We start from the raw sequence: 21,649 nt of genomic DNA on the forward strand, positions 1-21,649 counted from the left end.
ATCGAGTCAATTCAGGCGCGCTATTATGCCAGAGGCGCCGGTAAAAAACGACTTCACGGAAGGCCGTGTGATTGATGGCTTCCGGGCCATTCCGTAACCATTGTTAGTGTAGCGTATGGCCAGCGAAAAGATGATCAATATCATTCCTATCGAAGCAATAGTGTGCGTGGCAGAACTGGCAATCCATGTCGATGGCGCCCTGTTCCTCCAGTATGCTGTAGCATTCGTCTTTGCCGATGGCCTCGAGCGCGTTGAGAGTTCTTTCCTTGGAACAGCTGCAGTGAAACGCTACCATTTCGGGGTCGAAAAGACGCACGGTTTCTTCATGGAACAGCCGGTGCAGCAGGGTTTCGCTGTCTAACTCCAGTAATTCTTCCGCTTTAACGGTGCGTGCCAAGTGGTTGACCCGCTCCCAGAGTTCGTCGTCCTGTTCAGTGGCTCCGGGCATGCGCTGAAGCATCAGGCCGGCGGCGCCATTTTCGCTGGAAAACAGGAACAGGCTGGTGGGAATCTGCTCTGAGCGTTCAAAATATTCTTCAATGCACCCTGCGAGGCTGTCGCGCTCCCGGGGAACCACGCCCTGATAGCGATTGCCTTGCTGTGGCGTAATGGTAATGGCCATGCGCCCGTCGCCCAGAAGGTTATGGAAACTTTCTTCGCTGACCGCATGCTCATCAAACCGTGCCAGGCCACGGATTTTCCGGTCATGGCTGCATTCGGCCATCAGCGTTCGTAGCGGGCCTTCGCCTTGGGCCTGAATGGATAAGGTGCCCTCGAATTTCAGGCTGCTGCTCATCACAATACTCGCCACAAGGGCCTCTCCAAGCAGGCCCCGGATGGACTCTGGGTAAGGTGCCTGACGGGTGATCTCATTAAAACTCTCGTCAAGCTGTACCCAGGCTCCGCGCACCTGGCTGTGTTCAAATATAAAACGCTGGAACTGATCGCGGGATGCCATGCTGGTTCTCCTGAAAACTGGGTGCTCGCATCGATGGGTGACGGCAGAGCGGTCTGGCTCAGATACCGTTGTGGTCACGGAATCGTTGAATGTCGCGACGATCTTTTTTGGAAGGTCGCCTGGCCGGCGGCAACTGGGCGGCCTGCATGGTCTTGCGCTGCCAAGAGAGATCTTCCCGTTTTTTTAAGCTGTCATCGGTTTCGTGGTAGAGCTTCTCAGCTTCCGGCGCTCCGCGCCGGCGCTCACTTACCTCGTCTACAACCACAACTTTTTCCTGCCAGCCCAGGCGCAAGGTGAGCATGGCTCCGTGCTCCACAAGACGGCCTGGCTTGCAGCGCTGGCTGTTGTAGTGGACTTTGCCGCCTTCAACGGCTTCTTTGGCCAGGGAGCGGGTTTTATAAAAGCGCGCAGCCCAGAGCCATTTATCAAGCCTTACCCGTTGATCGTCCGAAGTAGATGCCGCCATGTCTCCTCACCTGATGGGCGTATGTCGGGATTATAACGCCCTCAGCCTGCAGATGGCAGGGGGCTTTTCTGGTGGAGGGACCTTTGCTGGTGAATAGAGGTCAGGAGCTCATCAAAGTGATGGACGCAAGGTATCTCGGGATGTGTTTCCCGGGCGGCCTGCTTGCTGTCAGGGGTGAGAATGCCCAGGCACTGAGCGATTCCGGCAGACCGGGCACTCTCCAGCACCGAGAAGCTGTCATCCACCATTAGCGTGGTGTCGGCCCTGTAGGGTGCCAGCTGCTGCAGGTCCTTCCAGAATGCGATGTCTTCCTTGGGTCTGCCCAGTTGGTGGCTGGAAACAATGCCGTCTACAAAACTGTCCAGGCCGGTGCGCTGCAATTTGAGCTTCAGTGGGTCTGGGTGGCAGTTGGTTACAATCACCGACTGCAGACCGGTTTTCTTGAGCGCCTGCAGAAAGCTTGCCACATGGGGGCGATAGCCGATGAGGTCGCCGACCTCGGACTTCAGGCTGGTGATGTCCATGGCGAGCCGTTCACTCCAGTAGTCGGTGCAATACCAGTTAAGAGTGCCTCTTTCGGCCATGATCATACTGATCAGCCGGTCTTTGGCTTCATCTGGATGCAGGTTGTTTTGCTCGGCATAGCGCCGGGGCAGGTGCTCCAGCCAGAAGTGGTTGTCGAAATGCAAATCAAGCAGTGTTCCGTCCATGTCCAGGAACACGGTTTCGAGGGAAGTCCAGTTGATCATAAACAAAAACAGCCTGAAGAATTTTCGTCAGGCTGCCGCAGATCCCGGCCTGAGGCAAGTCGGGATGTTACCGATGTCATACAAGGGATGGGATCAGTTGCCGGTCTGCTCGACCGTTCCTGCTTTCCGGCCTGACTGGGTGCAGCCCAGGCAGCGCACGAAGGTTGCTTTCGCCGGGCCTACGACCAGAACTTCCCCTGCTTCTTCAGCATTGCCACCGAGCAGGGAGAACGGCAGAGATACCAGGTATACGGCGCTTCCCAAAATGGTGGTGACCAGCAGCACCGGACGAACAAACACGGCATCACCAGCCATAGCCAGTGCAGACGGACTTTCATCAATAGCGCGTGCGTGGCCTACAGATGAAAAAGCCAGCAGGCAAGCTGCTACAGTGGCCACCAGAGTGCGTGAAATCTTGCGGGTCATTAGTCTGTCTCCTGAACTTTTGGGGCCCCGTTGGTACCGGGTTGTACGTAACCGATACCAGAGTTCGTATCGGGAAGATTGATCCCTATTGTAACTCCCGGGTATTAATCATCTGTTAACTATGAATCATATTTGCGTATTTTCAAACGGATTTCCATTGTGAATTGTGCAATTCAGCGCGGTTTGGGCGGGGTGTTGCGCGAAATTACCGTTGGCAACGGGTGCAGTAAACCGTGGATCGGCCGCTCATACGGATTTCTTTCAACGGTGTTTCGCACTCGGTGCAAGGCTCCCCGGCTCGCCCATATACCAGGAGAGACTGGGCGAAATAGCCCGGCTTGCCGTCGCTGTTGACGAAATCCCGCAGTGTGGTGCCGCCCATCAGAATGGCGGCACTCAGGGTTTCCCGAATGGCCTCTGCAAGGCGTTGGTAGCGGTCGAGGCTTATGCGCCCTGTCTTGCGTCGGGGATGAATTCCGGCTTTAAACAGGGCTTCATTGGCGTAAATGTTCCCCACGCCGACAACCACATGGCTGTCCATGATGAAGGATTTTACCGGGGTGTTTTTACTCCGGGATAACCGGAACAGCATCCGGCCGCTGAACTCCGGCGACAATGGCTCCGGGCCTAGGCTGGCAATCAGCGGGTGGGTCGCTGCAGAATCAGACCATAACCAGCAGCCAAACCGGCGCGGATCGTTAAAGCGCAGAATAACGCCGGAATTCAGCGTAAGGTCGATGTGGTCGTGTGTCACTGCGGGCGTGTTGTCGGTGATGATGCGAAGGCTGCCGGACATGCCCAGATGAATGATGGCGGTGCCATGATCCAGGTTCAGGAACAGGTATTTCGCCCGCCGATCCACGGTCCGGATAATCTGGCCTTCCATCTGAGCAGCGATGTCCTCAGGCACCGGCCAGCGCAGTCTGCCATTGCGCACCCTGACACGGGCGATGGTTTGTCCTTCGCAGTAGGGCGCAATACCGCGTCGTGTTGTTTCAACTTCGGGTAATTCGGGCACGCAGCCAGTCTCCGGTTAAGTATGTGGGGCGTGATGCCGCGCAAGTGTGAACGGTAACAAATTTGCCTTCAAAGGCTGTTGTTCTGGCTAACACCTGTACGCTAGAGTATGGATACTGGCTCCTTTTTACGGACGCCATGGATTTTGATTTGAGGATTAACTATGTGGTTTAACGGTCTCCTTGACCTGTCGGTGATGCAGCTCATTCTGGTTGCTCTGGGTATGACGCACATCACCATTATCGGTGTAACGCTCTACCTTCATCGTCATTCGGCTCACAACTCACTGGATCTGCATCCTGCATTGAAGCATTTTTTCCGCTTCTGGTTATGGCTGACTACCGCGCAGAATACCAAAGAATGGACGGCGATCCACCGCAAGCATCACGCCAAGTGCGAAACGGCAGAGGATCCTCACAGCCCTGTGGTTCTCGGTATAAAGAAGGTTCTATTTGAGGGCGCAGAGCTTTATGCCTCAGCGGCTACGGCTGAGAATCTTGAGCGCTACGGCCAGCGCACTCCGGAAGACTGGGTAGAGCGCAACCTGTACAGCCGTTATAGGATGTTGGGCATAACGCTGATGGCAGTCATTAATCTGGCGCTATTTGGCGTGCACGGTATCTGGATCTGGGCCGTGCAGATGGTCTGGATACCCTTCTGGGCTGCCGGCGTAGTGAACGGTGTTGGTCACTGGATGGGCTACCGTAATTTTGAGTGTGCTGATAACGCCCGCAATATTTCCCCGTTGGGACTCCTGATTGGCGGTGAAGAGCTGCACAACAATCACCACACCTATCCGAATTCATCCAAGCTCTCGCGTCGATGGTACGAAGTGGATGTTGGCTGGGGCTACATTCGCCTGTTTCAGCTGTTCGGCCTTGCCAAACCCAAAGGGTATCGCCCGATTGCTCACTATGTGCCGGGCAAGCAGGATATGGATGTCGAAACCGTGCAGGCTATTGCCAACAACCGTTTTGATATTATGCGTCAATATCGCAAGCGGGTAATGGAGCCAGTCTTGCGCCAGCAAAAGAACCTGATGGATGATGAGATCCGTCCCCGTTATCGCAAGCTCAAGCAACTTCTCTCACGGGAAGTAACCTTGATCAAGCCAAGGGAAAAGGAAACATTGGAGTCTGTTCTTGAGAGTAACGCGGTCTTGCGCCAGATTTACGAGAAGAGTCATGAGTTACAGGTGCTCTGGCGCCAGCGTGGGCTCAAGCCCCAGGATAAACTGCAGGTTCTGATGGAGTGGTGCAAAGAGGCAGAGGCCAGTGGCATCCGGTACCTGGAAGAGTTTGCGGTCCATTTGCGGGCGTACTCTCTGCGACCAGCTGCGTGAATCACCGGACCCTTTAGCCGGAGCTGAATCCCGCTTCGCATCTGGTCTGTAAAAAGCCCGCGTTTGCGGGCTTTTTTGTTACTCTTTTTTCACTCTGCCTCTTCGGTGTTTTCGCCATCGCTAATGTGGGCCACCCGGTACAGACAATAAGTAACCTGTCCGGCGGTTTTCTGGCGCTGCAGCTGCCAGTTGGCGGGCGCAGCCGGCGCGGTGATCTCACTCTCATGCTCCACATAGACCCAACCGCCGGGCTTCACCCAGCCCTGAGCCTCCAGCAGCGGAAACAGAGTGGTCAGCCAGCCCTGCCGGAACGGTGGGTCCATGAAGACAATATCGAACGGTTGTCGTGTTCGCTGGCTAAGGTAGGTGTCGACGTTGGTGCACACCACAGTGCCGGACTCGGAGCCGAGCAGCCGAAGGTTATCCCGTAAAGCTTCTGCCAGAGCGCCATTGTTGTCGACCAGAGTGGCATGGGAGGCGCCTCTGGAGAGTGTTTCCAGTCCCAGCGCGCCGGAGCCGGAAAACAGATCCAGGCAGTCACTTCCCGCCAAGTGAAATGAAAGCCAGTTAAACAGGGTTTCCCGTGTGCGTGCCGGAGTCGGGCGCACGCCGCCAGCATCAGGAAAACGGAGCTTCCGGCTACGCCAGTCACCACCAATTATGCGCAGTTCGCCTGCAGCACTTTGATTCCGGCTCTGCTCCCGGGCTGTTCCCTTGGAAGGCTTGTTTGATAGGCGCGGGCCTGTGGGTCTTCTGCGTGTCATGTCGTTAGCTCCGGCAGCGGATCACGGTCACTTTGTGTGGCGTATCTTAGCGGAAACTGTACCTCCCATGATAATCCACGCGATCCTCACTTCCTGGGGACAGTCTGCTAGAATGTGCGCTCTATTTGTCCCGCCCATTCAGACTGATGGTATGACTTTATGATGGCAGAGTGGATTTCAATCGGCCTTTTGGCCCTTCTTGTGCTCGTGTTTGTTCTGGATATTGCCAGCAATCGCCGCCGTGTGCCGCGGCCGAAACCTGTGCCCCAGCGCAAACCGGAGGCCGTGAAAGGTCCTGAACCCGCGGTATCAGTTGAGAAGAAAGCCACAGAAACCGCCCCCGAGCCCGCACCTGCGGAGGCCGCCGAAGTACCTGCCGCCGTTGAGCCGCAGGCTGAGCCAAAGCCCGCGCCTGAGCCGGAAACGGTTCCGGAGCCTGAGTCTGAACTCACGCCCCAGGTCAGTGTTTTTGAACGTATCAAGCAGGGCCTGGGCAAAACCCGTGCAAGTCTGACCGGCGGTATGGCGGACATATTTTCCGTTGGCAAGAAAATCGACGAAGAGCTGCTGGAAGAAATCGAAACCACACTGCTGATGGCGGATGTGGGCGTGACCGCCACTTCGGAAATTATTGAATCCCTCACCGACAAGCTTCAGCGCAATCAGCTCAAGGATGGTGAAGCGTTGCGCAAGGCCTTGCGTGACGAGCTGCAGGGTCTGCTCAAGGATGTCACCAAGCCGCTAACGATTGATGCGGGGAAAAAGCCCTATGTAATTCTCATGGTCGGCGTAAATGGCGTAGGCAAGACCACCACCATTGGTAAGCTCACCAAGAAGTTCCAGAGCGAAGGCAAATCGGTCATGTTGGCGGCTGGCGATACTTTCCGTGCTGCTGCCGTCGAGCAGTTGCAGGTCTGGGGGGAGCGTAATAACGTTCCGGTTGTGGCCCAGCACACAGGTGCTGACAGCGCATCGGTGATTTTTGACGCGATCCAGTCGGGCAAGTCTCGCGGCGTAGACGTGGTGATTGCCGACACTGCGGGCCGACTGCAAAACAAAGACAACCTGATGGGCGAACTGGAAAAGGTTGTCCGGGTGATGAAAAAACTGGATGACACCGCTCCCCATGAAGTGATGCTGGTGCTGGATGCCGGCACGGGGCAGAACGCTCTGAGCCAGGCCCAGGTGTTCCAGAAGGTCGTTGGCGTAAGCGGCATTACCTTAACGAAACTGGACGGCACAGCCAAAGGAGGTATCGTGTTCGCCATTGCCCGCCAGTTGCAGCTTCCCATTCGCTTTATCGGCGTTGGCGAGCAGGTTGATGACCTGCGCAGCTTTGATGCTGAAACCTTTGTGGATGCGTTGTTTGCCGAATAATCCGGCTTTGTGGAGCAGTAGCCCGCCATGATCGAATTCCGTCAGGTTACCAAGCGGTATGACAGTGACCATACCGCACTGCGCCAGGTGAATTTTCACCTGGATCGCGGTGAGCTGGCGTTTTTGACCGGGCATTCCGGTGCGGGCAAAAGTACGTTGCTGAAACTGCTCATGGTTATGGAGCGGCCCAGTGCCGGCGAAGTGGTAGTCGGTGGTCAGGTGCTCAATCGCCTGCCGAGGCGACAGATTCCCTATATTCGGCGGCACATCGGCGTGGTGTTCCAGAATCACCAGTTGCTTTTTGACCGTACCGTGTTTGATAACGTCGCTATGCCGCTGGAAGTGATGGGCGTCTCTCCCCGCGACGTGGGCCGTCGGGTTCGGGCGGCGCTGGATAAAGTTGGCCTGCTCAGCAAGGAAAAAATGAACCCCTTGCAGTTGTCCGGTGGTGAGCAGCAGCGCGTCGGCATTGCCCGCGCGGTGGTCAACAAGCCACCGTTACTGCTGGCGGATGAGCCTACGGGTAATCTGGATCCGAAGCTGTCCGCAGACATCATGAATCTGTTTGCCCAGTTCAGCCAGGTAGGTGTAACCGTGCTGATCGCCAGTCACGACCTTGCTCTGATCAACGAAATGGGCCGGCGCACACTGACGCTGGATCATGGCAATCTGATTGCCGGCGGTAAGCCGTTGCAGGGAGGTTCCGTTGGCCGCTGATCCTTCATCCCGATCCCGCAAACCAGATCCTGCACGGGGAGCCAGAGTCTCCCGGTCGCCCTGGCGCGCGCAGGCAGAATCCTACTTTATCCATCACCGGAAAGTGGCCCGCGACAGTGCTGACCGCATGTGGCGAACGCCAGTAGCAAGCCTGATGACCTGGACTGTTATGGGTGTTGCTCTGGCTTTGCCAGTTGCACTCTTGCTGTTGTTAACGAGCCTTCAGGGTGTCAGTGCCGGCTGGGAGAGCAGTGCCCGTGTAACTGCCTACATGAAGCTGGACGCCAGTCTTGAGAAGACCCGTGAGTTGGCGAGCGAAATCAGGGCAGATGGCCGTGTAGCCGAGCTGGAGCTGATTGATCGGGATCGCGCTCTGGCAGAGTTTCGGGCCTCATCGGGGCTTGATGACGCGCTGGATTATCTGGAAGAGAACCCTTTGCCCCATACGCTGCTTGTCACTCCCGAGGAGAGCGCCCGATCCGCAGACGGTGTGGCGGGCTTGGTGACGTTTATTGAGGGTATGGACGGCGTAGAGCGGGTTCAAGTGGATCTCGGCTGGCTGCAACGCCTCAACGCCATGACAGACCTGCTTGCTCGAGCCGTATGGGCGCTGGCAATACTGCTGGCCGCGGCCGTGGTGTTAGTGATCGGGAACACCGTAAGACTGTCCATTGAAAGCCGCCGTGATGAAATTCTGGTGGCCAAACTGGTTGGTGGCACAGATGGCTTTGTGCGCCGGCCGTTTCTTTACACGGGCGCCTGGTTTGGTCTGGGTGGCGGCGTTGTTGCATGGATACTGCTGCAGCTTTCCCTGTGGTGGCTGAGTGGGCCTGTTGAACGTCTTGCCGGGCTGTATCGTAGTGATTTCTCCCTTAACGGCCTGAGCATTGACGGTGCGCTTGCATTGATTATTGCAGCGATGCTGCTAGGCTGGCTAGGCGCCTGGGTTGCGGTAAAGCGCCACCTGGATGACATTGAGCCGGGTGAAATTGCCGGCGGCTGATGATCCGGATAGCGGTAAGACCGTATTGAAACTGAAGCTTGTTCCGGGGTAGCTTCTTAAGTAGAAAAGGTCAGGGTGGATTTCCCATTTTGTTGATTTAAAACGTTTTACTGGGAAGTTCGGGAACTTTTACGGTTCTTGGCGGTCTAATCTTTATTCGTATATATTATGCGATCGTCAGGTTCGGAGGTTAAAGCATGGGTACGAGCTTACAGCTCATTGAAAGACTGGTTCCGGGCGCCAATCTCGAGGCTTACATACAGGCCGCGAGTCGCATACCGGTGCTGACAGTGGAAGAAGAGCAGGAGCTGGCGGGGCGTCTTTATTACGATGAAGACGTAGACGCCGCCCGTCAGATGGTTCTGTCTCACCTGCGTTTTGTGATTCACATTGCCCGTAGCTATTCAGGTTATGGCCTGGCGCAGGCAGACTTGATTCAGGAAGGCAACGTGGGCCTGATGAAGGCCGTCAAGCGCTTCAACCCGGAATACGGTGTCCGGCTGGTTTCCTTTGCCGTGCACTGGATCAAGGCGGAAATTCACGAGTTCATTCTGCGCAACTGGCGCATTGTGAAAGTGGCGACCACCAAGTCCCAGCGTAAACTGTTCTTCAATTTACGCAGCCAGAAGAAAAAGCTGGCCTGGTTGAGCCACGCCGAGTTGCACGCGGTAGCAGAGGACCTGGGAGTCGAGCCAAGAGTAGTGCGGGAAATGGAAGGCCGTTTGTCTTCCCATGACACTGCCTTTGATGGTCCTATGGATGATGACGACGATAGCGCCTACAAAGCGCCGGCGTATTATCTGGAAGACCGCCGCAGCGATCCGGCCGTTCAGCTTGAAAATTCAGACTGGACTGAGGATTCCAACGGCCGGTTGATGCAGGCGCTGGAAATGCTTGATGAACGTAGCCAGGATATTCTGCGTGAGCGCTGGTTGTCCGAGAGCAAAGCAACGCTTCACCAGTTGGCCGACAAGTACGGTATCTCTGCCGAGCGTATTCGCCAGCTTGAAAAGAATGCGATGAAAAAGATCCGGGTGCAGATGTCTGAAGCTGCCTGATTAAGCTGTTCAGTCGGACGTGTTCTGAAAACGCCACCACCGTTAAGGTTGGTGGCGTTTTTGTTTGTATAATCTGTATCTTATAGTTCGGTGCAGGAAGGAATTGGAAAGGCCAGCCCAATTCCTGCTTCCCGATGCTTGATAAAGGTCCGCTAACATGACAAAAAAACCACCCCATATTGCTTTCCTGGGTATCGGCCTGATGGGCTCCCCGATGGCCCGCAATCTGCTCGATGCCGGCTTTCCCATGACATTGTGGAACCGCACGGCCAGCAAGTGCGAGCCGTTTGCCGACGAGGCAACGATCGTCAGCAACCCTGCTGAGGCCGTGCGAACTGCGGATGTTGTTATCACCATGTTGGAAAACAGCGATGTGGTGGAGCAGGTGATGATTACGCAAGGTACGATGGAGGCCGCGAAGCTGGGCGCTCTGGTGATTGATATGAGCTCCATTCAGCCGTCTGTGGCTCGCCGCCACGCTGCTCTTGCGGCGGGAAAAGGCGTAGGTTATGTGGATGCGCCGGTTTCCGGTGGCACTCTTGGTGCTCAAGAAGCACGATTGAGCATCATGGCGGGCGGTTCGGAGGAAGATGTTCTCCGCGCGCGACCGGTGTTTGAGGCACTGGGGAAGTGCACGAGGATTGGGCCTGTGGGGACCGGTCAGCTTGCCAAGCTGGCTAACCAGGCGATTGTCGGGATTACCATCGGGGCGGTATCTGAAGCCCTGCTGCTGGCCGCCAAGGGCGGTGCGGATCCCGCGGCAGTGCGTGAGGCGCTGATGGGCGGCTTTGCTGGTAGCCGGATTCTGGAGCTGCACGGTCAGCGCATGATTGACCGGAATTTTGCCCCGGGTGCGCCTGCCCGTATCCAGCTAAAGGATCTGCGAATGATTCTGGATGAAGCCCGCGCAGAGGGATTAACGCTGCCGCTGGCGCAACAGGTGCATAATGAGTACTTGTCTTTGGTTGCTAATGGCCACAGCGATGCTGATCACAGCGGTCTGCTGCTGGAGCTGGAGCATGTTAACGGAACCCGCCTTGGTGTCGCTGCCCCGGGCCCGAAGGAGTAATCGGCTATGCCCCGTTTTGCTGCCAATCTGTCGATGCTGTTTACCGAAGTGCCGTTTACCGAGCGCTTTGCCAAAGCGGCTGAGGCCGGATTTACCGGCGTAGAGTATCTGTTTCCCTATGCCTGGCCAAAAGAGGTGCTCATTAGTGCGCTGCAAGACAACGCTCTTACTCAGGTTCTGTTCAACTTGCCTGCGGGTGACTGGGATGCCGGAGAGCGCGGCATTGCCTGTCTGCCGGAACGGGTCGATGAGTTTCGTGATGGAGTGTATCAGGCCATCGAATATGCCCGGGCGCTTGGTTGCAAGCGGGTGAACTGTCTGGCGGGTCTGAAGCCGGTCGATCTGGATGAAGAAACAGCCTGGCAAACGCTGGTTGCCAATGTCGCATGGGCGGCTGACAAGCTGGTGGATGAAGATATAACACTGTGTCTGGAAGCCATTAATTCGCGGGTCGATATGCCCAGGTTTTTCCTTGATACGTCCGATAAGGTCATGGCACTGATCGAGGAAGTTGATGCCGATAACCTGCGCCTGCAGTACGACATCTACCACATGCAGATTATGCAGGGCGACCTCGTGCGCTCCATGGAGTGCCTGTTGCCGTGGATTGGCCACATCCAGTTTGCGGATAATCCGGGCCGGCATGAGCCGGGAACCGGTGAGATTAACTTTTCGAATGTTTTCTCAGCCATAGACAAAATGGATTATGACGGCTGGGTAAGCGCGGAATATCTGCCCTCCGGCGTTACAGCAGAAAGCCTGCACTGGCTGCCTGCATAGAGCTGACCGTCGCCATTGGCGACACCCTCTTACAAGATCGTAACTGGCCGGTGTCACGAGTTATTCGTACTCTGTTGTTAAGTTAATTCGTTATTGGGAGGGGATCCGGTGAAAGCGCTGGTAATCGAAGACGATCAGGACGTAGCAAATTATCTTGTCAAAGGGCTGAAGGAATCAGACTTCGTAGTCGATCATGCTGCCGACGGCAAAGATGGCATGATGATGGCCGCCAGTGGAGAGTACGACATCATGATTGTCGACCGCATGCTGCCTGGCATGGACGGGCTCTCCATCATCAAGACGGTTCGCGCCACGGGAAACCAGGTGCCGGTTCTGATTCTGAGTGCCCTGGGCGATGTGGATGATCGTGTTGAAGGCCTGCGGGGCGGCGGCGATGATTATCTGACCAAGCCCTTCTCCTTCACTGAGCTTCTCGCCCGAATCGAGTCACTGGTGCGTCGGAACCGCCAGTCTGCGGAAACCGAAACTGTGCTGCGGGTGGCCGATCTGGAAATGGATCTTCTGGCCCGGACGGTGAAGCGCTCCGGCCAGAATATTGATGTTCAGCCCAGGGAGTTCCGGTTGCTCGAATATCTGATGCGCAATGCAGGCCAGGTGGTCACCCGGACCATGTTGCTGGAAAAAGTGTGGGATTATCATTTTGATCCCCAGACGAACGTGATCGACGTGCACATCAGCCGTCTCCGGGCAAAGATCGACAAGGAATTCGAGACACCCTTACTGCAAACCATCCGGGGTGCAGGGTATATGTTACGTGAAACTGCTTAGCCAGCTCAGGACATCGTCCTTCCAGCTCGCCCTGCTGTATATGGTGGTGTTCGCCACCTCGGTATTTTTGTTACTGGCCTTTATTTACTGGCGTACAGCGGGCTTCATGACCGCTCAGACCGACGAAACCATCGAAGCGGAAATCGCCGGGTTGGCGGAGCAGTATCGGGGGCGTGGTGTAAACGGCCTGATCACGATTATCCGTGAGCGGGTTGCCCGCGACCCCAATGCCAAAACTATTTATCTGCTGACCACCGAGGACTTCCTCAAACTCGCCGGCAATATAGAGACCTGGCCGGAGGGTTCCCGCTCAGAAAGCGGCTGGATCAATTTCACGCTCAGCTCGGCTGTTGGGTGGACGGGTTCGGAGCGCCTTGCCCGGGCCCGTATTTTCGAGGTTCAGGGCGGCCTGAGATTGCTGGTTGGCCGGGATGTTGACGAGCTCACCAGCCTCAAACGGGTTATTGAAACGGCTATCAACTGGGGTATGGGGATCACTCTTGCGCTGGCCCTGCTCGGCGGTTTTCTGATGAGCCGAAGCACAACGCGCCGTATCGAGATTATCAATAACACTTCCCAGCGAATCATGAACGGGCACCTCTCTCTGCGCATACCCACCCGAGGTACAGAGGATGACTTTGATCAGCTAGCGGAAAACCTTAACCAGATGCTGGACCGGATTGTTTACCTGATGGAAGGTATCCGTCACGTGTCTGACAGCATCGCCCATGACCTTCGCACCCCCCTCACGCGACTGCGGAACCAGCTTGAAAACACCTTGATGTCCGTTGACAACGACGAGGCCCGTGAACAGGCAGGCCGAGCCGTTGCCGAAGCAGATCAGCTGCTTGCGACTTTTAATGCCCTGCTGCGCATTGCGCGCCTGGAAACCAGAGGCAATTTCGCCGATATGAAGGAGGTTTCTCTGGATGAGCTGGTATCCGATGCCTGTGAGCTTTACGAGGCGCTGTCGGAGGATAAAAACCAGGTATTTGAGCAGTCGCTTGAGGCCGAAGTCGTCATTGAAGGTGACCGGGATCTGCTGTTCCAGATGATCAGCAACCTGATTGATAACGCCATTAAATACACCCCCGAGCACGGAACGATTGGCGTGGCTGTCCGGAAAGAGGGCGAGGATGCGATTTTTGAAGTCAGGGACAGCGGTATTGGTATTCCTGATGCTGAGAAAGATCAGGTATTCCAGCGTTTCTACCGCGTTGGAAAGAGCCGCTCACTGCCGGGTAACGGCTTGGGTCTCAGCCTGGTGAGTGCCGTCGCGGAAATTCACCAGGGCCGGATTGTGCTTAGCGATACCTACCCGGATGAAGTGCCACCTGGCCTGACGATAGCTGTATACATGCCGGCTTTCGCCCCTCTACGCAAACGCATCAAGGCTACTCAGGCGGAGCAGGCACCTGATTCGACCGGCGGTGATCCTCATGTCTCTGCAGAAACCGGCCGCACCTGAGCTTTAGTGGCTTGGGCGGAACCGGTTTACCTTTGACATCACCGGCCCGATCAGGGCATCTGTCCGGGTTTCAATTTTCCGGGTAACCCGCTCAAACTGTGAGCGTCGAAGGTTCAGACGAACCTGAATGCTGTCCCACTCCCCTTCAAGGTGCTTCTGTTCCAACATCAGGAAAGCCGCAATATTATGGCGGTTAACCTTGCCGGTAATACCCATCTGGTCGAGTCGATAACCCAAGGCGTCTGCGCCTTCAAGGGCCATGTTCAGGAGCTTCTGTGTGTCCATGCTGCAATCTCCATAGCTGGAAACGGATATAAGGTCTTATTTTCGAAATCTATCGACGTTCCCTAGAGTGTACAACCTAATTTTCTGGCAGAGTTGCCCTGACTACCCTGACTAAAAGGTAATTCATCGGCAACGGCGCGGTAATACCGGGTGTGGATAATAGAAATTGTAGTTAGAAGCAAGCATCAATAGCCGCTTGTTTCTTCCTCCAGCACAGCGCTAGCCTTACCCCGTTTTTACGGGGTTTTTTTATGCCTGATTATTAAGGTCAGAGCGAAATATTCGGCCGGCTGCGCTATTTATCGTATTTAATGGCGTTGATATACCAGGTGGTGGTCCCGGCTTCAGTTCCCACCTCGGCTTCATCGCCTACTTCCTTTTTCAGCAATGCCCGGGCCATCGGAGAATCGATGGAAATATAATCGTTGCGGTTGAAAATCTCGTCGTAGCCTACAATTCTGAATTTCAGGGTTTTGCCGTCATCATTTTCGACCTCTACCCAGGCACCGAAAAACACCTTCTCCTCTTGCTCAGGACGATGATCAACAACCTTGAGGTTGTCGAGGCAACGCCTCAGATAGCGCACTCTGCGGTCGATTTCCCGGAGCCGTTTCTTGTTGTACTGATAGTCCGCGTTTTCACTGCGGTCACCCAGGCCGGCAGCCCAAGTCACCTTTTTTGTGACCTCCGGGCGTTCAAATCGCCAGAGTTCATCAAGCTCTTTTTGCAGGTCATCGTAGCCCTGTCGGGTAATGAGTGGTGTCTTCAAGGCTGCTCCTGTTTTTGTAAATAGTGTGAGTTCAGAGCCTGGGTGAGTTCAAAACTCAGAGTGCGCATTTGGCGATAGACTGATCAAAAATTGACACCTTTCGAAGAAGGCGTGTCTCAGATCAGGATGGACGCCATGAATGTCTTGCATCGTATTGCCAGACCGTCTGAATTGATACGCCTCGGGCTTATTCCTGCAGCTTTCCTGTCCATGCTAGCAGGGCCGGCCGGCGCGCAGACCAGCTCTGGCCAGAGCCCGGTGTTCGAGATTGAACAACGCTCAACGCTGGAGACCATCCCGTTCCGTTCCATTGCCGAAGATGCTCTTTCGGATACAGTGATCGAAGGTGGCTTGGCCGCTCCGGCCGAGGGTGTTCCGGTGCAGCCGGCGGGCAAGGATGACTTCTATCTGGATCCGCTGGCGCTGCAGCCTGGCGACGGCCGCACTGATCTCGGGCGCTCGGAGATACCGGTAGAGTTCCGCTTCAGTACACCCAAGTCCATTCCTGGACAGACCCACAGCAACAACTACGTGATCCGCCCGCCGGAAAACCGCACTTACGATGCACTCAATGTAAATATGACCGGCCGCTGACCTTTGTGCTGAATAAGGGGAGGGCCGGCGGGTTGTTGCCGGGATCAGAAAGCAGGGCGGCTTACTTGAGAGCTTCGAGCTTGTCGATGTACTTCTGCATGGCGTCGTCTTTGGACATACCTTTGCACTTTTCCCAGGCGTCATACTTGGCGCGGCCAACAAAATCCATCATGCCCGGGCGCTTGCCCGACACATCGCCTTCGGTCCCCTGCTTGTAAAGGGCGTAAAACTCCAGCTTCATCTCGTTGGACGGCTTGAAGTCACCTTCCGCAGACTGGATGTAGTTTACCGCTTCGTCGAATCCGGCTTTCAGGTCGCTCATTTCAATTTCCTCCTTGGTTGTTGTGATATTGCTGTATTGCTTCGTTGGCGATTGCAGAAGTATAGCCACGGCCCTGCCTGCCGTCATTGACCGATTCACCGGAAGCTGTAGCCACTAGGGCACAGGCGAACGCACGGGTATAGGCGCTTTGGCAAAAGCTTGCTCGTGCTCACAGTCTGACGTGCCGCTGGCCAGCTTTTGCTTGAGAAACCAGATCTATCTGTGTACAGTTTTGCCACTGCGTACCAGGAAGGTATGTGCCAGGGATTGAACAACTGCAAATGATTTGCACAGGGAGCAAGCCATGTCGTTTAAAGACGGTTCTGTCGCGCCGAAAGAGCGCATCAATATCAAGTATGTCCCCGCCACCGGAGATCAGCAGGCTGAAACCGAACTGCCGCTGAAAATGTTCGTGGTTGGTGATTTCAAGGGACACGCCGAAGAAACCCCCATCGAAGAACGCAAGGCCATTTCCGTCGATAAGAACAACTTTCGTTCTGTCATGAAGGAAGCGGGTCTTACGCTTTCCACCACCGTATCCAACCAGTTGGAAGAGCAAGCCGACGAACTGCCGGTCAACCTCGAATTCCAGTCCCTGGATGATTTCTCGCCCGATAGCATTGCCCGCCAGGTTCCCGAGCTGAAGCAGCTCATTGAACTGCGGGAAGCTCTGGTTGCCCTCAAGGGGCCACTGGGCAACGTGCCTTCGTTCCGTTCCAAGCTGCAGGAGCTGCTGGATAACGACGAAGCTCGGGAAACACTGTTGTCTGAGCTGGAACTGGCTACCGACAGCGAGTAATCAAAGTTGCCGCCTGAACGCGGTGTACAACACTGAATATAAATCACGTACTGAAGGGATGTGGTATGTCTGATACTGCTGTGCAGCAATCTGCTGCCTCCGAATCCGTAAAGGAAGGCTCGTTGCTCGACCAGGTAATGGCCAACAGTCGCCTGGCTCCGGCCGATGAGGGCTATGACGTCGCTCGCAAAGGCGTCGCAACGTTTATCGCCAACCTGCTGAAAAACGAAGAGAAGGGCCAGCCAGTCAACAAGGCACTGGTCGACCAGATGGTGGTCGAACTGGATCGCAAGATCAGCGCCCAGATGGATGAAATACTGCACGCACCAAAACTGCAGGAACTGGAGTCTTCCTGGCGCGGCCTCAAACTGATGGTTGAGCGCACCGATTTCCGCGAGAACATCAAAGTGGACATCCTGCACGCCACCAAAACCGAACTGCTGGAAGACTTCGAGTTTGCCCCTGATGTTACCCAGACTGGCTTTTACCAGCATATTTACTCCACGGAATATGGCCAGTTTGGCGGTGAGCCTGTGGGCGCTGTGGTGGGCAATTACGCCTTCACTCCGTCCACCCCGGACATGAAGCTGCTGCAGTATGTATCGTCTGTGGGTGCCATGGCCCACGCGCCTTTCCTGTCTTCAGTTGCTCCGTCTTTCTTTGGCGTAGACAGTTACCAGGAACTGCCGGCCATCAAGGAGCTGAAAGCCGTTTTTGAAGGTCCGAAATACGCCAAGTGGCGCTCACTTCGCGAATCGGAAGATGCCCGTTGCCTGGGTCTGACGTCTCCACGCTTCTTGCTGCGGGTACCCTATGATCCCAGCGAGAATCCGGTGCGCAGCTTCAACTACAAGGAAGACGTCTCTGGCGACCATGAGCATTACCTGTGGGGCAACACTGCGTACCTGCTTGCCACCCGATTAACTGAAAGCTTTGCCAAATACCGCTGGTGCCCGAATATTATTGGTCCGCAAAGCGGTGGTGCGGTGGAAGATCTGCCGGTTCATCTGTTCGAGTCCTTCGGCCAGCTGGAAGCCAAGATTCCGACCGAAGTGCTGATCACCGATCGTCGCGAATATGAAATGGCCGACGAAGGCTTTATTTCCCTCACCATGCGCAAGGGCAGTGACAACGCTGCCTTCTTCTCCGCCAACTCCGTGCAGAAACCCAAGCAGTTCCCGAACACCAAGGAAGGCAAGGAAGCGGAGACCAACTACAAACTGGGCACCCAGCTGCCTTACATGATGATCGTTAACCGTCTGGCACATTACATCAAGGTGCTGCAGCGCGAGCAGATCGGCTCCTGGAAAGAGCGTCAGGATCTGGAACGCGAACTGAACACTTGGATTCGGCAGTACGTGGCAGATCAGGAAAACCCGCCTGCCGATGTGCGCAGCCGCCGCCCGTTGCGCGCAGCGAAGATAACCGTATCCGATGTAGAAGGTGATCCGGGCTGGTACCAGGTATCCCTGGCTGTGCGTCCGCACTTTAAATACATGGGGGCTAACTTCGAGCTGTCACTGGTGGGCCGTCTGGACAAGGATTAAACCGTGTTCAGTGGTGACGCGCAAACCAAGGGCGGCAGCCTGTTTGAAAGACTGGAACAGGCTGCCGCTCCTGCGGAGCAGGGCATGGGCGAAATCATCCATGTGGTTGATTCAATCAAACGCCATCTGGTACGCCTGCTAAATGCCCACCCCGGCAACAGCACCTGCGTGCCGGAACTGGGATTGCTGGATTTCAATGACGCCACTCTGGGTACCCATGATTTGAGTATCCAGATTCGCAGTGCTATCCGGCAATGTATTGAGAAGTATGAGCCCAGAGTGAAGCGCGTAGATGTGGTTGCACTACCCCAAGGCCCGGATCCGTTGCAGTTGCGTTTCCAGGTGACGGTATACCTGAACGTCGGCTCAAAAGACGATAAAACAACGATAGATTTGTTACTCGATGACAAACGTTACTACCGAGTGGTGTAACGAAAAAGATCGGCAATAACCAAGGATGGCAGGAGACGGCGGGGATGCTTTTCTGCAGGAAAAAAATGTCTGAGCACAGCGAGTTGTTTTTTCCCGGAAGAAAAGTATACCCACCGGCTCATACTCCCAAGGATGCGGTAGTTGTATGAAGTTAAAACGATTTTACAGGGATGAACTGAGCTTTCTGCGATTGCAGGGGCGGGAGTTTGCGGAGGCTCACCCGCAGCTGACACGATTCTTGTCGGAGCAGAGCACGGATCCGGATGTTGAGCGGCTGCTGGAAGGCTTTGCGTTTTTGACCGGGAAGCTTCGCGAGAAGGTTGAAGACGAATTCCCGGAGCTCACACACTCTCTGCTGAACATGTTGTGGCCGAACTACCTTCGCCCGGTTCCCAGTTGCACCATTATGCGGTTTGATCCGCAACTGCATGCGATCAGTGAACGGCAGCGGGTTGAGCGTCATACCGAGATCAAGAGTCGGCCGCTCGGTGATGCCATGCGGCAGACTCAGTGCAGGTTTCGTACCTGTCGGGCGGTGGATCTGTTTCCGATCAGCGTGGCAAATGCCCATGCCGAGCATTCCCGGGAAGTGTCGTCGATGACCGTGGATCTGGCGCTGCATACAGACCAGTCGCTGAGTGCCTTGGGTCTCGACAATCTGCGCTTCTATTTGGGCGGGGACAATCACACGGCTGAAACGCTCTATCTCTGGTTGAACCACTATCTCAGCCGTATGGAATTGGTTGTCGGGGAATCAGTATATAGCCTGCCGACTTTGCTGCTGAAACCGGTTGGGTTTGCCAATGATGAGGCCTTGCTGCCATATCCCAAGAATGCCTATCCCGGGTACCGGATTCTGCAGGAATACCTGAGTTTTCCTGAGGCGTTCCGGTTTGTGGATATTACTGGCCTGGGGAATCGCTTGCCGGCGATTCAGGCGGATGAAATCAGTCTGCGTTTCCACTTCAGTCGGATTCTGCCGCCGGACGCGCGGATTCGGGCTGAGAATATGCAACTTTACTGCACGCCTGCGGTTAACCTGTTTACTCATGAGGGTGAGCCGGTTGATCTTAACGGGCGCCAGACGGAGTACCGGATTCTGGCATCGAGCTGGTCGCCGGATCACTTTGAGGTGTTCAGTATTGAGCAGGTTGAAGGCTGGCTGGAAGGCCGCTCCGGACGGGGCGAGCGTCGAATTTACACGGCTTTCGAGAGCTTTCAGCACGAAGTTGAGCGGGATCGTGGCCGCACGGCGTTGTATTACCGGGTGCGGGCCCGGGACAGTGTACGGGGCGAGGGGTTTGATCACTACATTTCGTTCGTCCGCGGCGATGAATCTGAATGTCTGGATCGCCAGGAAGCGATTTCACTGACGCTGACCTGTACCAACCGGCAACTGCCTCAGCAGCTGGCGATCGGGGAAGTGTGTATGGCGACGGAAACAACACCGGCATTTGCGTCGTTCAGAAATATCACCCGTCCCACCGCTACCTTGAGACCGACCCTTGATGGAAGTTTGTTGTGGACGCTGATTTCAAATCTCTCACTGAACTATCTGTCGATGCTGGATGTGGATGCCCTGCGCACCGTATTGCGAGTGTATGACTTTCGCGCTTTGGTAGACCGGCAGGCTGAGCGAGTATCCCAGAAACGCCTTGCCGGTATCGGCGCCATCGAAACCAACCCGGTAGACAGAATGATCCGGGGGCTGCCGGTGCGGGGCATTCGTTCGGTACTGAAGCTGGATCAGCAGGCCTTTGCCTCGGAAGGCGATTTGTACCTGTTCGGTACCGTACTCAGCCATTTCTTTGCACTTTATGCCAGTATCAACGCATTTCACCAACTGGAAGTGGTGAATGCAGACAACCAGGAACGGTATAAATGGACGTTACAGAAAGGTCAGCAGCCGCTGATGTAGCCGGCCTGCAACCCGTTCTGGGCAATGCGCGGCGTTACAGCTTTTTTCAGCTGGTGGATCTGATTCACCGGCACCACGGTGATGACCAGGAGCGTGGCCGGGACGATCAGCCGCGCCCGGAACGCATCCGTTTTTCTTCGTCGGCCGGGCTGGGGTTTCCCGGCAGCGATGTGGTTTCAGCGTTATCGCCGGAGCACGAGCACGCACCCTATCAGATGGAAGTGAGCTTTCTGGGCCTGCACGGTTCGCAGTCGCCGCTGCCCGGTTACTACCTTGAGGATCTTGCATGGGAAGCCGGCCAGGATCTCGGTATACGCCGGCATTTTCTGGACTTTTTCAATCACCGGCTGGTCACCCTGTTTCATCGGACCTGGCGCAAATACCGCTACTACGTGCGCTTTCGCCCCGGCGCTTCGGATGGTTTTTCTGACCTCATCTATGCACTCGCAGGTCTTGGCGACAGCCGGTTGCGGGAAGCCACACCGGTCAACTGGTCGAAGATGCTGGCGTATTCCGGATTGATGGCAGGCCGCAGCCGTTCTCCGGAGGTGGTCAGTGGCATCGTGGGCCACTGCTTTGATCTGGACGATGTCAGCATCGAGCAGTGGGTACTGCGCAAGGTGGCCATTGCCGATGACCAGCAAACACGTCTGGGCCAGAGCAACGCAACGCTGGGGAACGACACTCTGGTGGGCTCTCAGATCCGTGATCGCAGCGGCAAGTTTATTCTGCGGATCCGCAATCTGAGCCGCCAGCGCTTTGCTGATTTTTTGCCCAACGGACAGGATCACCAACGCTTGGTGAAACTGGTGGAATTCGCCACCCGCGAGCAGCTGGCCTACGACCTGGAACTGCAGATGCGGGCACAGGATATTCGCCCTATGCAGTTCGGACAGGATGTACGGCTGGGCTGGAACTCTTTCGTGACGCCGGAGAAATCCCGGCGCCGGCTGGTCGTGCGGATTCAGTTACGCCGTTAACAGGGAAAAGGAACGCAATC

General features: G+C 55.6%; 24 protein-coding genes. 15 read left to right on the plus strand and 9 right to left on the minus strand.

Annotated features, from left to right (window positions below; genetic code table 11):
- Positions 1 to 103 precede the first annotated feature (103 nt).
- The 5 genes from hslO to mutM all read right to left on the minus strand — a co-directional run bounded on the left by hslO (position 104) and on the right by mutM (position 3,617).
- Entirely contained in the window at positions 104 to 958 is an 855-nt protein-coding gene (gene hslO, locus BUA49_RS03855) for an Hsp33 family molecular chaperone HslO (RefSeq protein WP_072795659.1), read from the minus strand.
- Positions 959 to 1,016: 58 nt separating this feature from the next.
- Positions 1,017 to 1,424, minus strand: a complete 408-nt coding sequence (gene hslR / locus BUA49_RS03860) for a ribosome-associated heat shock protein Hsp15 (protein WP_072795660.1) — start codon at positions 1,422 to 1,424, stop codon at positions 1,017 to 1,019.
- 41 nt (positions 1,425 to 1,465) lie between these two features.
- Complete coding sequence (gene yrfG, locus BUA49_RS03865; protein WP_072795661.1) at positions 1,466 to 2,173, minus strand: GMP/IMP nucleotidase; 708 nt, start codon at positions 2,171 to 2,173, stop codon at positions 1,466 to 1,468.
- A gap of 93 nt (positions 2,174 to 2,266) precedes the next feature.
- Positions 2,267 to 2,599, minus strand: a complete 333-nt coding sequence (locus BUA49_RS03870) for a hypothetical protein (RefSeq protein ID WP_072795662.1) — start codon at positions 2,597 to 2,599, stop codon at positions 2,267 to 2,269.
- A 205-nt stretch (positions 2,600 to 2,804) separates the two neighbouring features.
- On the minus strand, positions 2,805 to 3,617 hold the full coding sequence (gene mutM, locus BUA49_RS03875) for a bifunctional DNA-formamidopyrimidine glycosylase/DNA-(apurinic or apyrimidinic site) lyase (RefSeq protein ID WP_072795663.1): 813 nt from the start codon (positions 3,615 to 3,617) through the stop codon (positions 2,805 to 2,807).
- A gap of 162 nt (positions 3,618 to 3,779) precedes the next feature.
- On the opposite strand from mutM, the gene BUA49_RS03880 reads away from it, so the two are divergent.
- Positions 3,780 to 4,958 (plus strand): DesA family fatty acid desaturase, encoded by a 1,179-nt coding sequence (locus tag BUA49_RS03880; protein ID WP_072795664.1) that lies wholly within the window; start codon positions 3,780 to 3,782, stop codon positions 4,956 to 4,958.
- A gap of 89 nt (positions 4,959 to 5,047) precedes the next feature.
- On the opposite strand, the gene rsmD is transcribed toward BUA49_RS03880, so the two are convergent.
- Positions 5,048 to 5,722: a 16S rRNA (guanine(966)-N(2))-methyltransferase RsmD gene (rsmD, locus tag BUA49_RS03885; protein WP_072795665.1), complete on the minus strand. Its 675-nt coding sequence runs from the start codon at positions 5,720 to 5,722 to the stop codon at positions 5,048 to 5,050.
- 159 nt (positions 5,723 to 5,881) lie between these two features.
- On the opposite strand from rsmD, the gene ftsY reads away from it, so the two are divergent.
- From ftsY to BUA49_RS03925, 8 genes are all read left to right on the plus strand, one after another.
- Positions 5,882 to 7,099 carry a signal recognition particle-docking protein FtsY gene (ftsY, locus tag BUA49_RS03890; protein WP_072795666.1) on the plus strand — a complete coding sequence of 406 codons (1,218 nt, stop codon included), beginning with the start codon at positions 5,882 to 5,884 and terminating at the stop codon, positions 7,097 to 7,099.
- 27 nt (positions 7,100 to 7,126) lie between these two features.
- The gene (gene ftsE / locus BUA49_RS03895; RefSeq protein ID WP_072795667.1) at positions 7,127 to 7,816 is read left to right on the plus strand and encodes a cell division ATP-binding protein FtsE; all 690 of its coding nucleotides are present in this window, start codon (positions 7,127 to 7,129) and stop codon (positions 7,814 to 7,816) included.
- On the plus strand, positions 7,806 to 8,819 hold the full coding sequence (gene ftsX, locus BUA49_RS03900; RefSeq protein ID WP_072795669.1) for a permease-like cell division protein FtsX: 1,014 nt from the start codon (positions 7,806 to 7,808) through the stop codon (positions 8,817 to 8,819). Before ftsE ends, ftsX begins: the two co-directional genes overlap by 11 nt.
- 197 nt (positions 8,820 to 9,016) lie before the next feature.
- Positions 9,017 to 9,877, plus strand: coding sequence for an RNA polymerase sigma factor RpoH (gene rpoH, locus BUA49_RS03905; RefSeq protein ID WP_072795671.1), 861 nt, complete (start codon positions 9,017 to 9,019; stop codon positions 9,875 to 9,877).
- A gap of 157 nt (positions 9,878 to 10,034) precedes the next feature.
- Positions 10,035 to 10,946, plus strand: a complete 912-nt coding sequence (locus BUA49_RS03910) for an NAD(P)-dependent oxidoreductase (protein ID WP_072795673.1) — start codon at positions 10,035 to 10,037, stop codon at positions 10,944 to 10,946.
- Between the two features lie 6 nt (positions 10,947 to 10,952).
- A complete protein-coding gene (gene hyi, locus BUA49_RS03915) occupies positions 10,953 to 11,726 on the plus strand; it encodes a hydroxypyruvate isomerase (RefSeq protein WP_072795675.1) in 774 nt (257 codons plus the stop codon).
- A gap of 108 nt (positions 11,727 to 11,834) precedes the next feature.
- Positions 11,835 to 12,515, plus strand: a complete 681-nt coding sequence (locus BUA49_RS03920) for a winged helix-turn-helix domain-containing protein (protein ID WP_072795677.1) — start codon at positions 11,835 to 11,837, stop codon at positions 12,513 to 12,515.
- Positions 12,502 to 13,983, plus strand: a complete 1,482-nt coding sequence (locus BUA49_RS03925; RefSeq protein WP_072795679.1) for a HAMP domain-containing sensor histidine kinase — start codon at positions 12,502 to 12,504, stop codon at positions 13,981 to 13,983. The genes BUA49_RS03920 and BUA49_RS03925 overlap by 14 nt, the downstream gene beginning before the upstream one ends.
- Positions 13,984 to 13,986: 3 nt before the next feature.
- Here BUA49_RS03925 and BUA49_RS03930 read toward each other — a convergent pair whose 3' ends face one another.
- Both BUA49_RS03930 and greB read right to left on the minus strand, forming a co-directional pair.
- Positions 13,987 to 14,268 (minus strand): hypothetical protein, encoded by a 282-nt coding sequence (locus tag BUA49_RS03930; RefSeq protein WP_072795681.1) that lies wholly within the window; start codon positions 14,266 to 14,268, stop codon positions 13,987 to 13,989.
- 295 nt (positions 14,269 to 14,563) lie between these two features.
- A complete protein-coding gene (gene greB / locus BUA49_RS03935; protein WP_072795682.1) occupies positions 14,564 to 15,037 on the minus strand; it encodes a transcription elongation factor GreB in 474 nt (157 codons plus the stop codon).
- Between the two features lie 135 nt (positions 15,038 to 15,172).
- Between greB and BUA49_RS03940 the strand changes: the two genes are divergently transcribed.
- A complete protein-coding gene (locus BUA49_RS03940) occupies positions 15,173 to 15,631 on the plus strand; it encodes a hypothetical protein (protein ID WP_072795684.1) in 459 nt (152 codons plus the stop codon).
- Between the two features lie 61 nt (positions 15,632 to 15,692).
- Here the strand turns inward: BUA49_RS03940 and BUA49_RS03945 are convergent, their stop codons facing one another.
- On the minus strand, positions 15,693 to 15,953 hold the full coding sequence (locus BUA49_RS03945; protein ID WP_072797640.1) for an acyl-CoA-binding protein: 261 nt from the start codon (positions 15,951 to 15,953) through the stop codon (positions 15,693 to 15,695).
- A 304-nt stretch (positions 15,954 to 16,257) separates the two neighbouring features.
- On the opposite strand from BUA49_RS03945, the gene tssB reads away from it, so the two are divergent.
- The 5 genes from tssB to tssG all read left to right on the plus strand — a co-directional run bounded on the left by tssB (position 16,258) and on the right by tssG (position 21,629).
- A complete protein-coding gene (gene tssB, locus BUA49_RS03950; protein WP_072795687.1) occupies positions 16,258 to 16,752 on the plus strand; it encodes a type VI secretion system contractile sheath small subunit in 495 nt (164 codons plus the stop codon).
- A gap of 65 nt (positions 16,753 to 16,817) precedes the next feature.
- Entirely contained in the window at positions 16,818 to 18,299 is a 1,482-nt protein-coding gene (gene tssC / locus BUA49_RS03955) for a type VI secretion system contractile sheath large subunit (RefSeq protein WP_072795689.1), read from the plus strand.
- 3 nt (positions 18,300 to 18,302) lie between these two features.
- The gene (tssE, locus tag BUA49_RS03960) at positions 18,303 to 18,731 is read left to right on the plus strand and encodes a type VI secretion system baseplate subunit TssE (protein ID WP_072795691.1); all 429 of its coding nucleotides are present in this window, start codon (positions 18,303 to 18,305) and stop codon (positions 18,729 to 18,731) included.
- 145 nt (positions 18,732 to 18,876) lie between these two features.
- Entirely contained in the window at positions 18,877 to 20,649 is a 1,773-nt protein-coding gene (gene tssF / locus BUA49_RS03965; protein ID WP_072795693.1) for a type VI secretion system baseplate subunit TssF, read from the plus strand.
- On the plus strand, positions 20,613 to 21,629 hold the full coding sequence (gene tssG, locus BUA49_RS03970; RefSeq protein ID WP_072795695.1) for a type VI secretion system baseplate subunit TssG: 1,017 nt from the start codon (positions 20,613 to 20,615) through the stop codon (positions 21,627 to 21,629). The genes tssF and tssG overlap by 37 nt, the downstream gene beginning before the upstream one ends.
- Positions 21,630 to 21,649: the final 20 nt, after the last annotated feature.

Source organism: Marinobacter antarcticus (assembly GCF_900142385.1).
GTDB classification, from domain to species: Bacteria; Pseudomonadota; Gammaproteobacteria; order Pseudomonadales; family Oleiphilaceae; genus Marinobacter; species Marinobacter antarcticus.

Excerpts from the sequence above, each read along its gene's own strand:
- hslR (WP_072795660.1), bottom strand. The coding sequence starts at position 1,424 with ATGGCGGCATCTACTTCGGACGATCAACGGGTAAGGCTTGATAAATGG.
- tssG (WP_072795695.1), top strand. The coding sequence starts at position 20,613 with ATGGACGTTACAGAAAGGTCAGCAGCCGCTGATGTAGCCGGCCTGCAA.
- BUA49_RS03910 (WP_072795673.1), top strand. The coding sequence starts at position 10,035 with ATGACAAAAAAACCACCCCATATTGCTTTCCTGGGTATCGGCCTGATG.
- BUA49_RS03940 (WP_072795684.1), top strand. The coding sequence starts at position 15,173 with ATGAATGTCTTGCATCGTATTGCCAGACCGTCTGAATTGATACGCCTC.
- ftsY (WP_072795666.1), top strand. The coding sequence starts at position 5,882 with ATGATGGCAGAGTGGATTTCAATCGGCCTTTTGGCCCTTCTTGTGCTC.
- tssB (WP_072795687.1), top strand. The coding sequence starts at position 16,258 with ATGTCGTTTAAAGACGGTTCTGTCGCGCCGAAAGAGCGCATCAATATC.
- hyi (WP_072795675.1), top strand. The coding sequence starts at position 10,953 with ATGCCCCGTTTTGCTGCCAATCTGTCGATGCTGTTTACCGAAGTGCCG.
- ftsE (WP_072795667.1), top strand. The coding sequence starts at position 7,127 with ATGATCGAATTCCGTCAGGTTACCAAGCGGTATGACAGTGACCATACC.
- tssC (WP_072795689.1), top strand. The coding sequence starts at position 16,818 with ATGTCTGATACTGCTGTGCAGCAATCTGCTGCCTCCGAATCCGTAAAG.
- hslO (WP_072795659.1), bottom strand. The coding sequence starts at position 958 with ATGGCATCCCGCGATCAGTTCCAGCGTTTTATATTTGAACACAGCCAG.
- BUA49_RS03930 (WP_072795681.1), bottom strand. The coding sequence starts at position 14,268 with ATGGACACACAGAAGCTCCTGAACATGGCCCTTGAAGGCGCAGACGCC.
- BUA49_RS03870 (WP_072795662.1), bottom strand. The coding sequence starts at position 2,599 with ATGACCCGCAAGATTTCACGCACTCTGGTGGCCACTGTAGCAGCTTGC.
- rpoH (WP_072795671.1), top strand. The coding sequence starts at position 9,017 with ATGGGTACGAGCTTACAGCTCATTGAAAGACTGGTTCCGGGCGCCAAT.
- rsmD (WP_072795665.1), bottom strand. The coding sequence starts at position 5,722 with ATGACACGCAGAAGACCCACAGGCCCGCGCCTATCAAACAAGCCTTCC.
- yrfG (WP_072795661.1), bottom strand. The coding sequence starts at position 2,173 with ATGATCAACTGGACTTCCCTCGAAACCGTGTTCCTGGACATGGACGGA.
- BUA49_RS03945 (WP_072797640.1), bottom strand. The coding sequence starts at position 15,953 with ATGAGCGACCTGAAAGCCGGATTCGACGAAGCGGTAAACTACATCCAG.
- BUA49_RS03880 (WP_072795664.1), top strand. The coding sequence starts at position 3,780 with ATGTGGTTTAACGGTCTCCTTGACCTGTCGGTGATGCAGCTCATTCTG.
- tssF (WP_072795693.1), top strand. The coding sequence starts at position 18,877 with ATGAAGTTAAAACGATTTTACAGGGATGAACTGAGCTTTCTGCGATTG.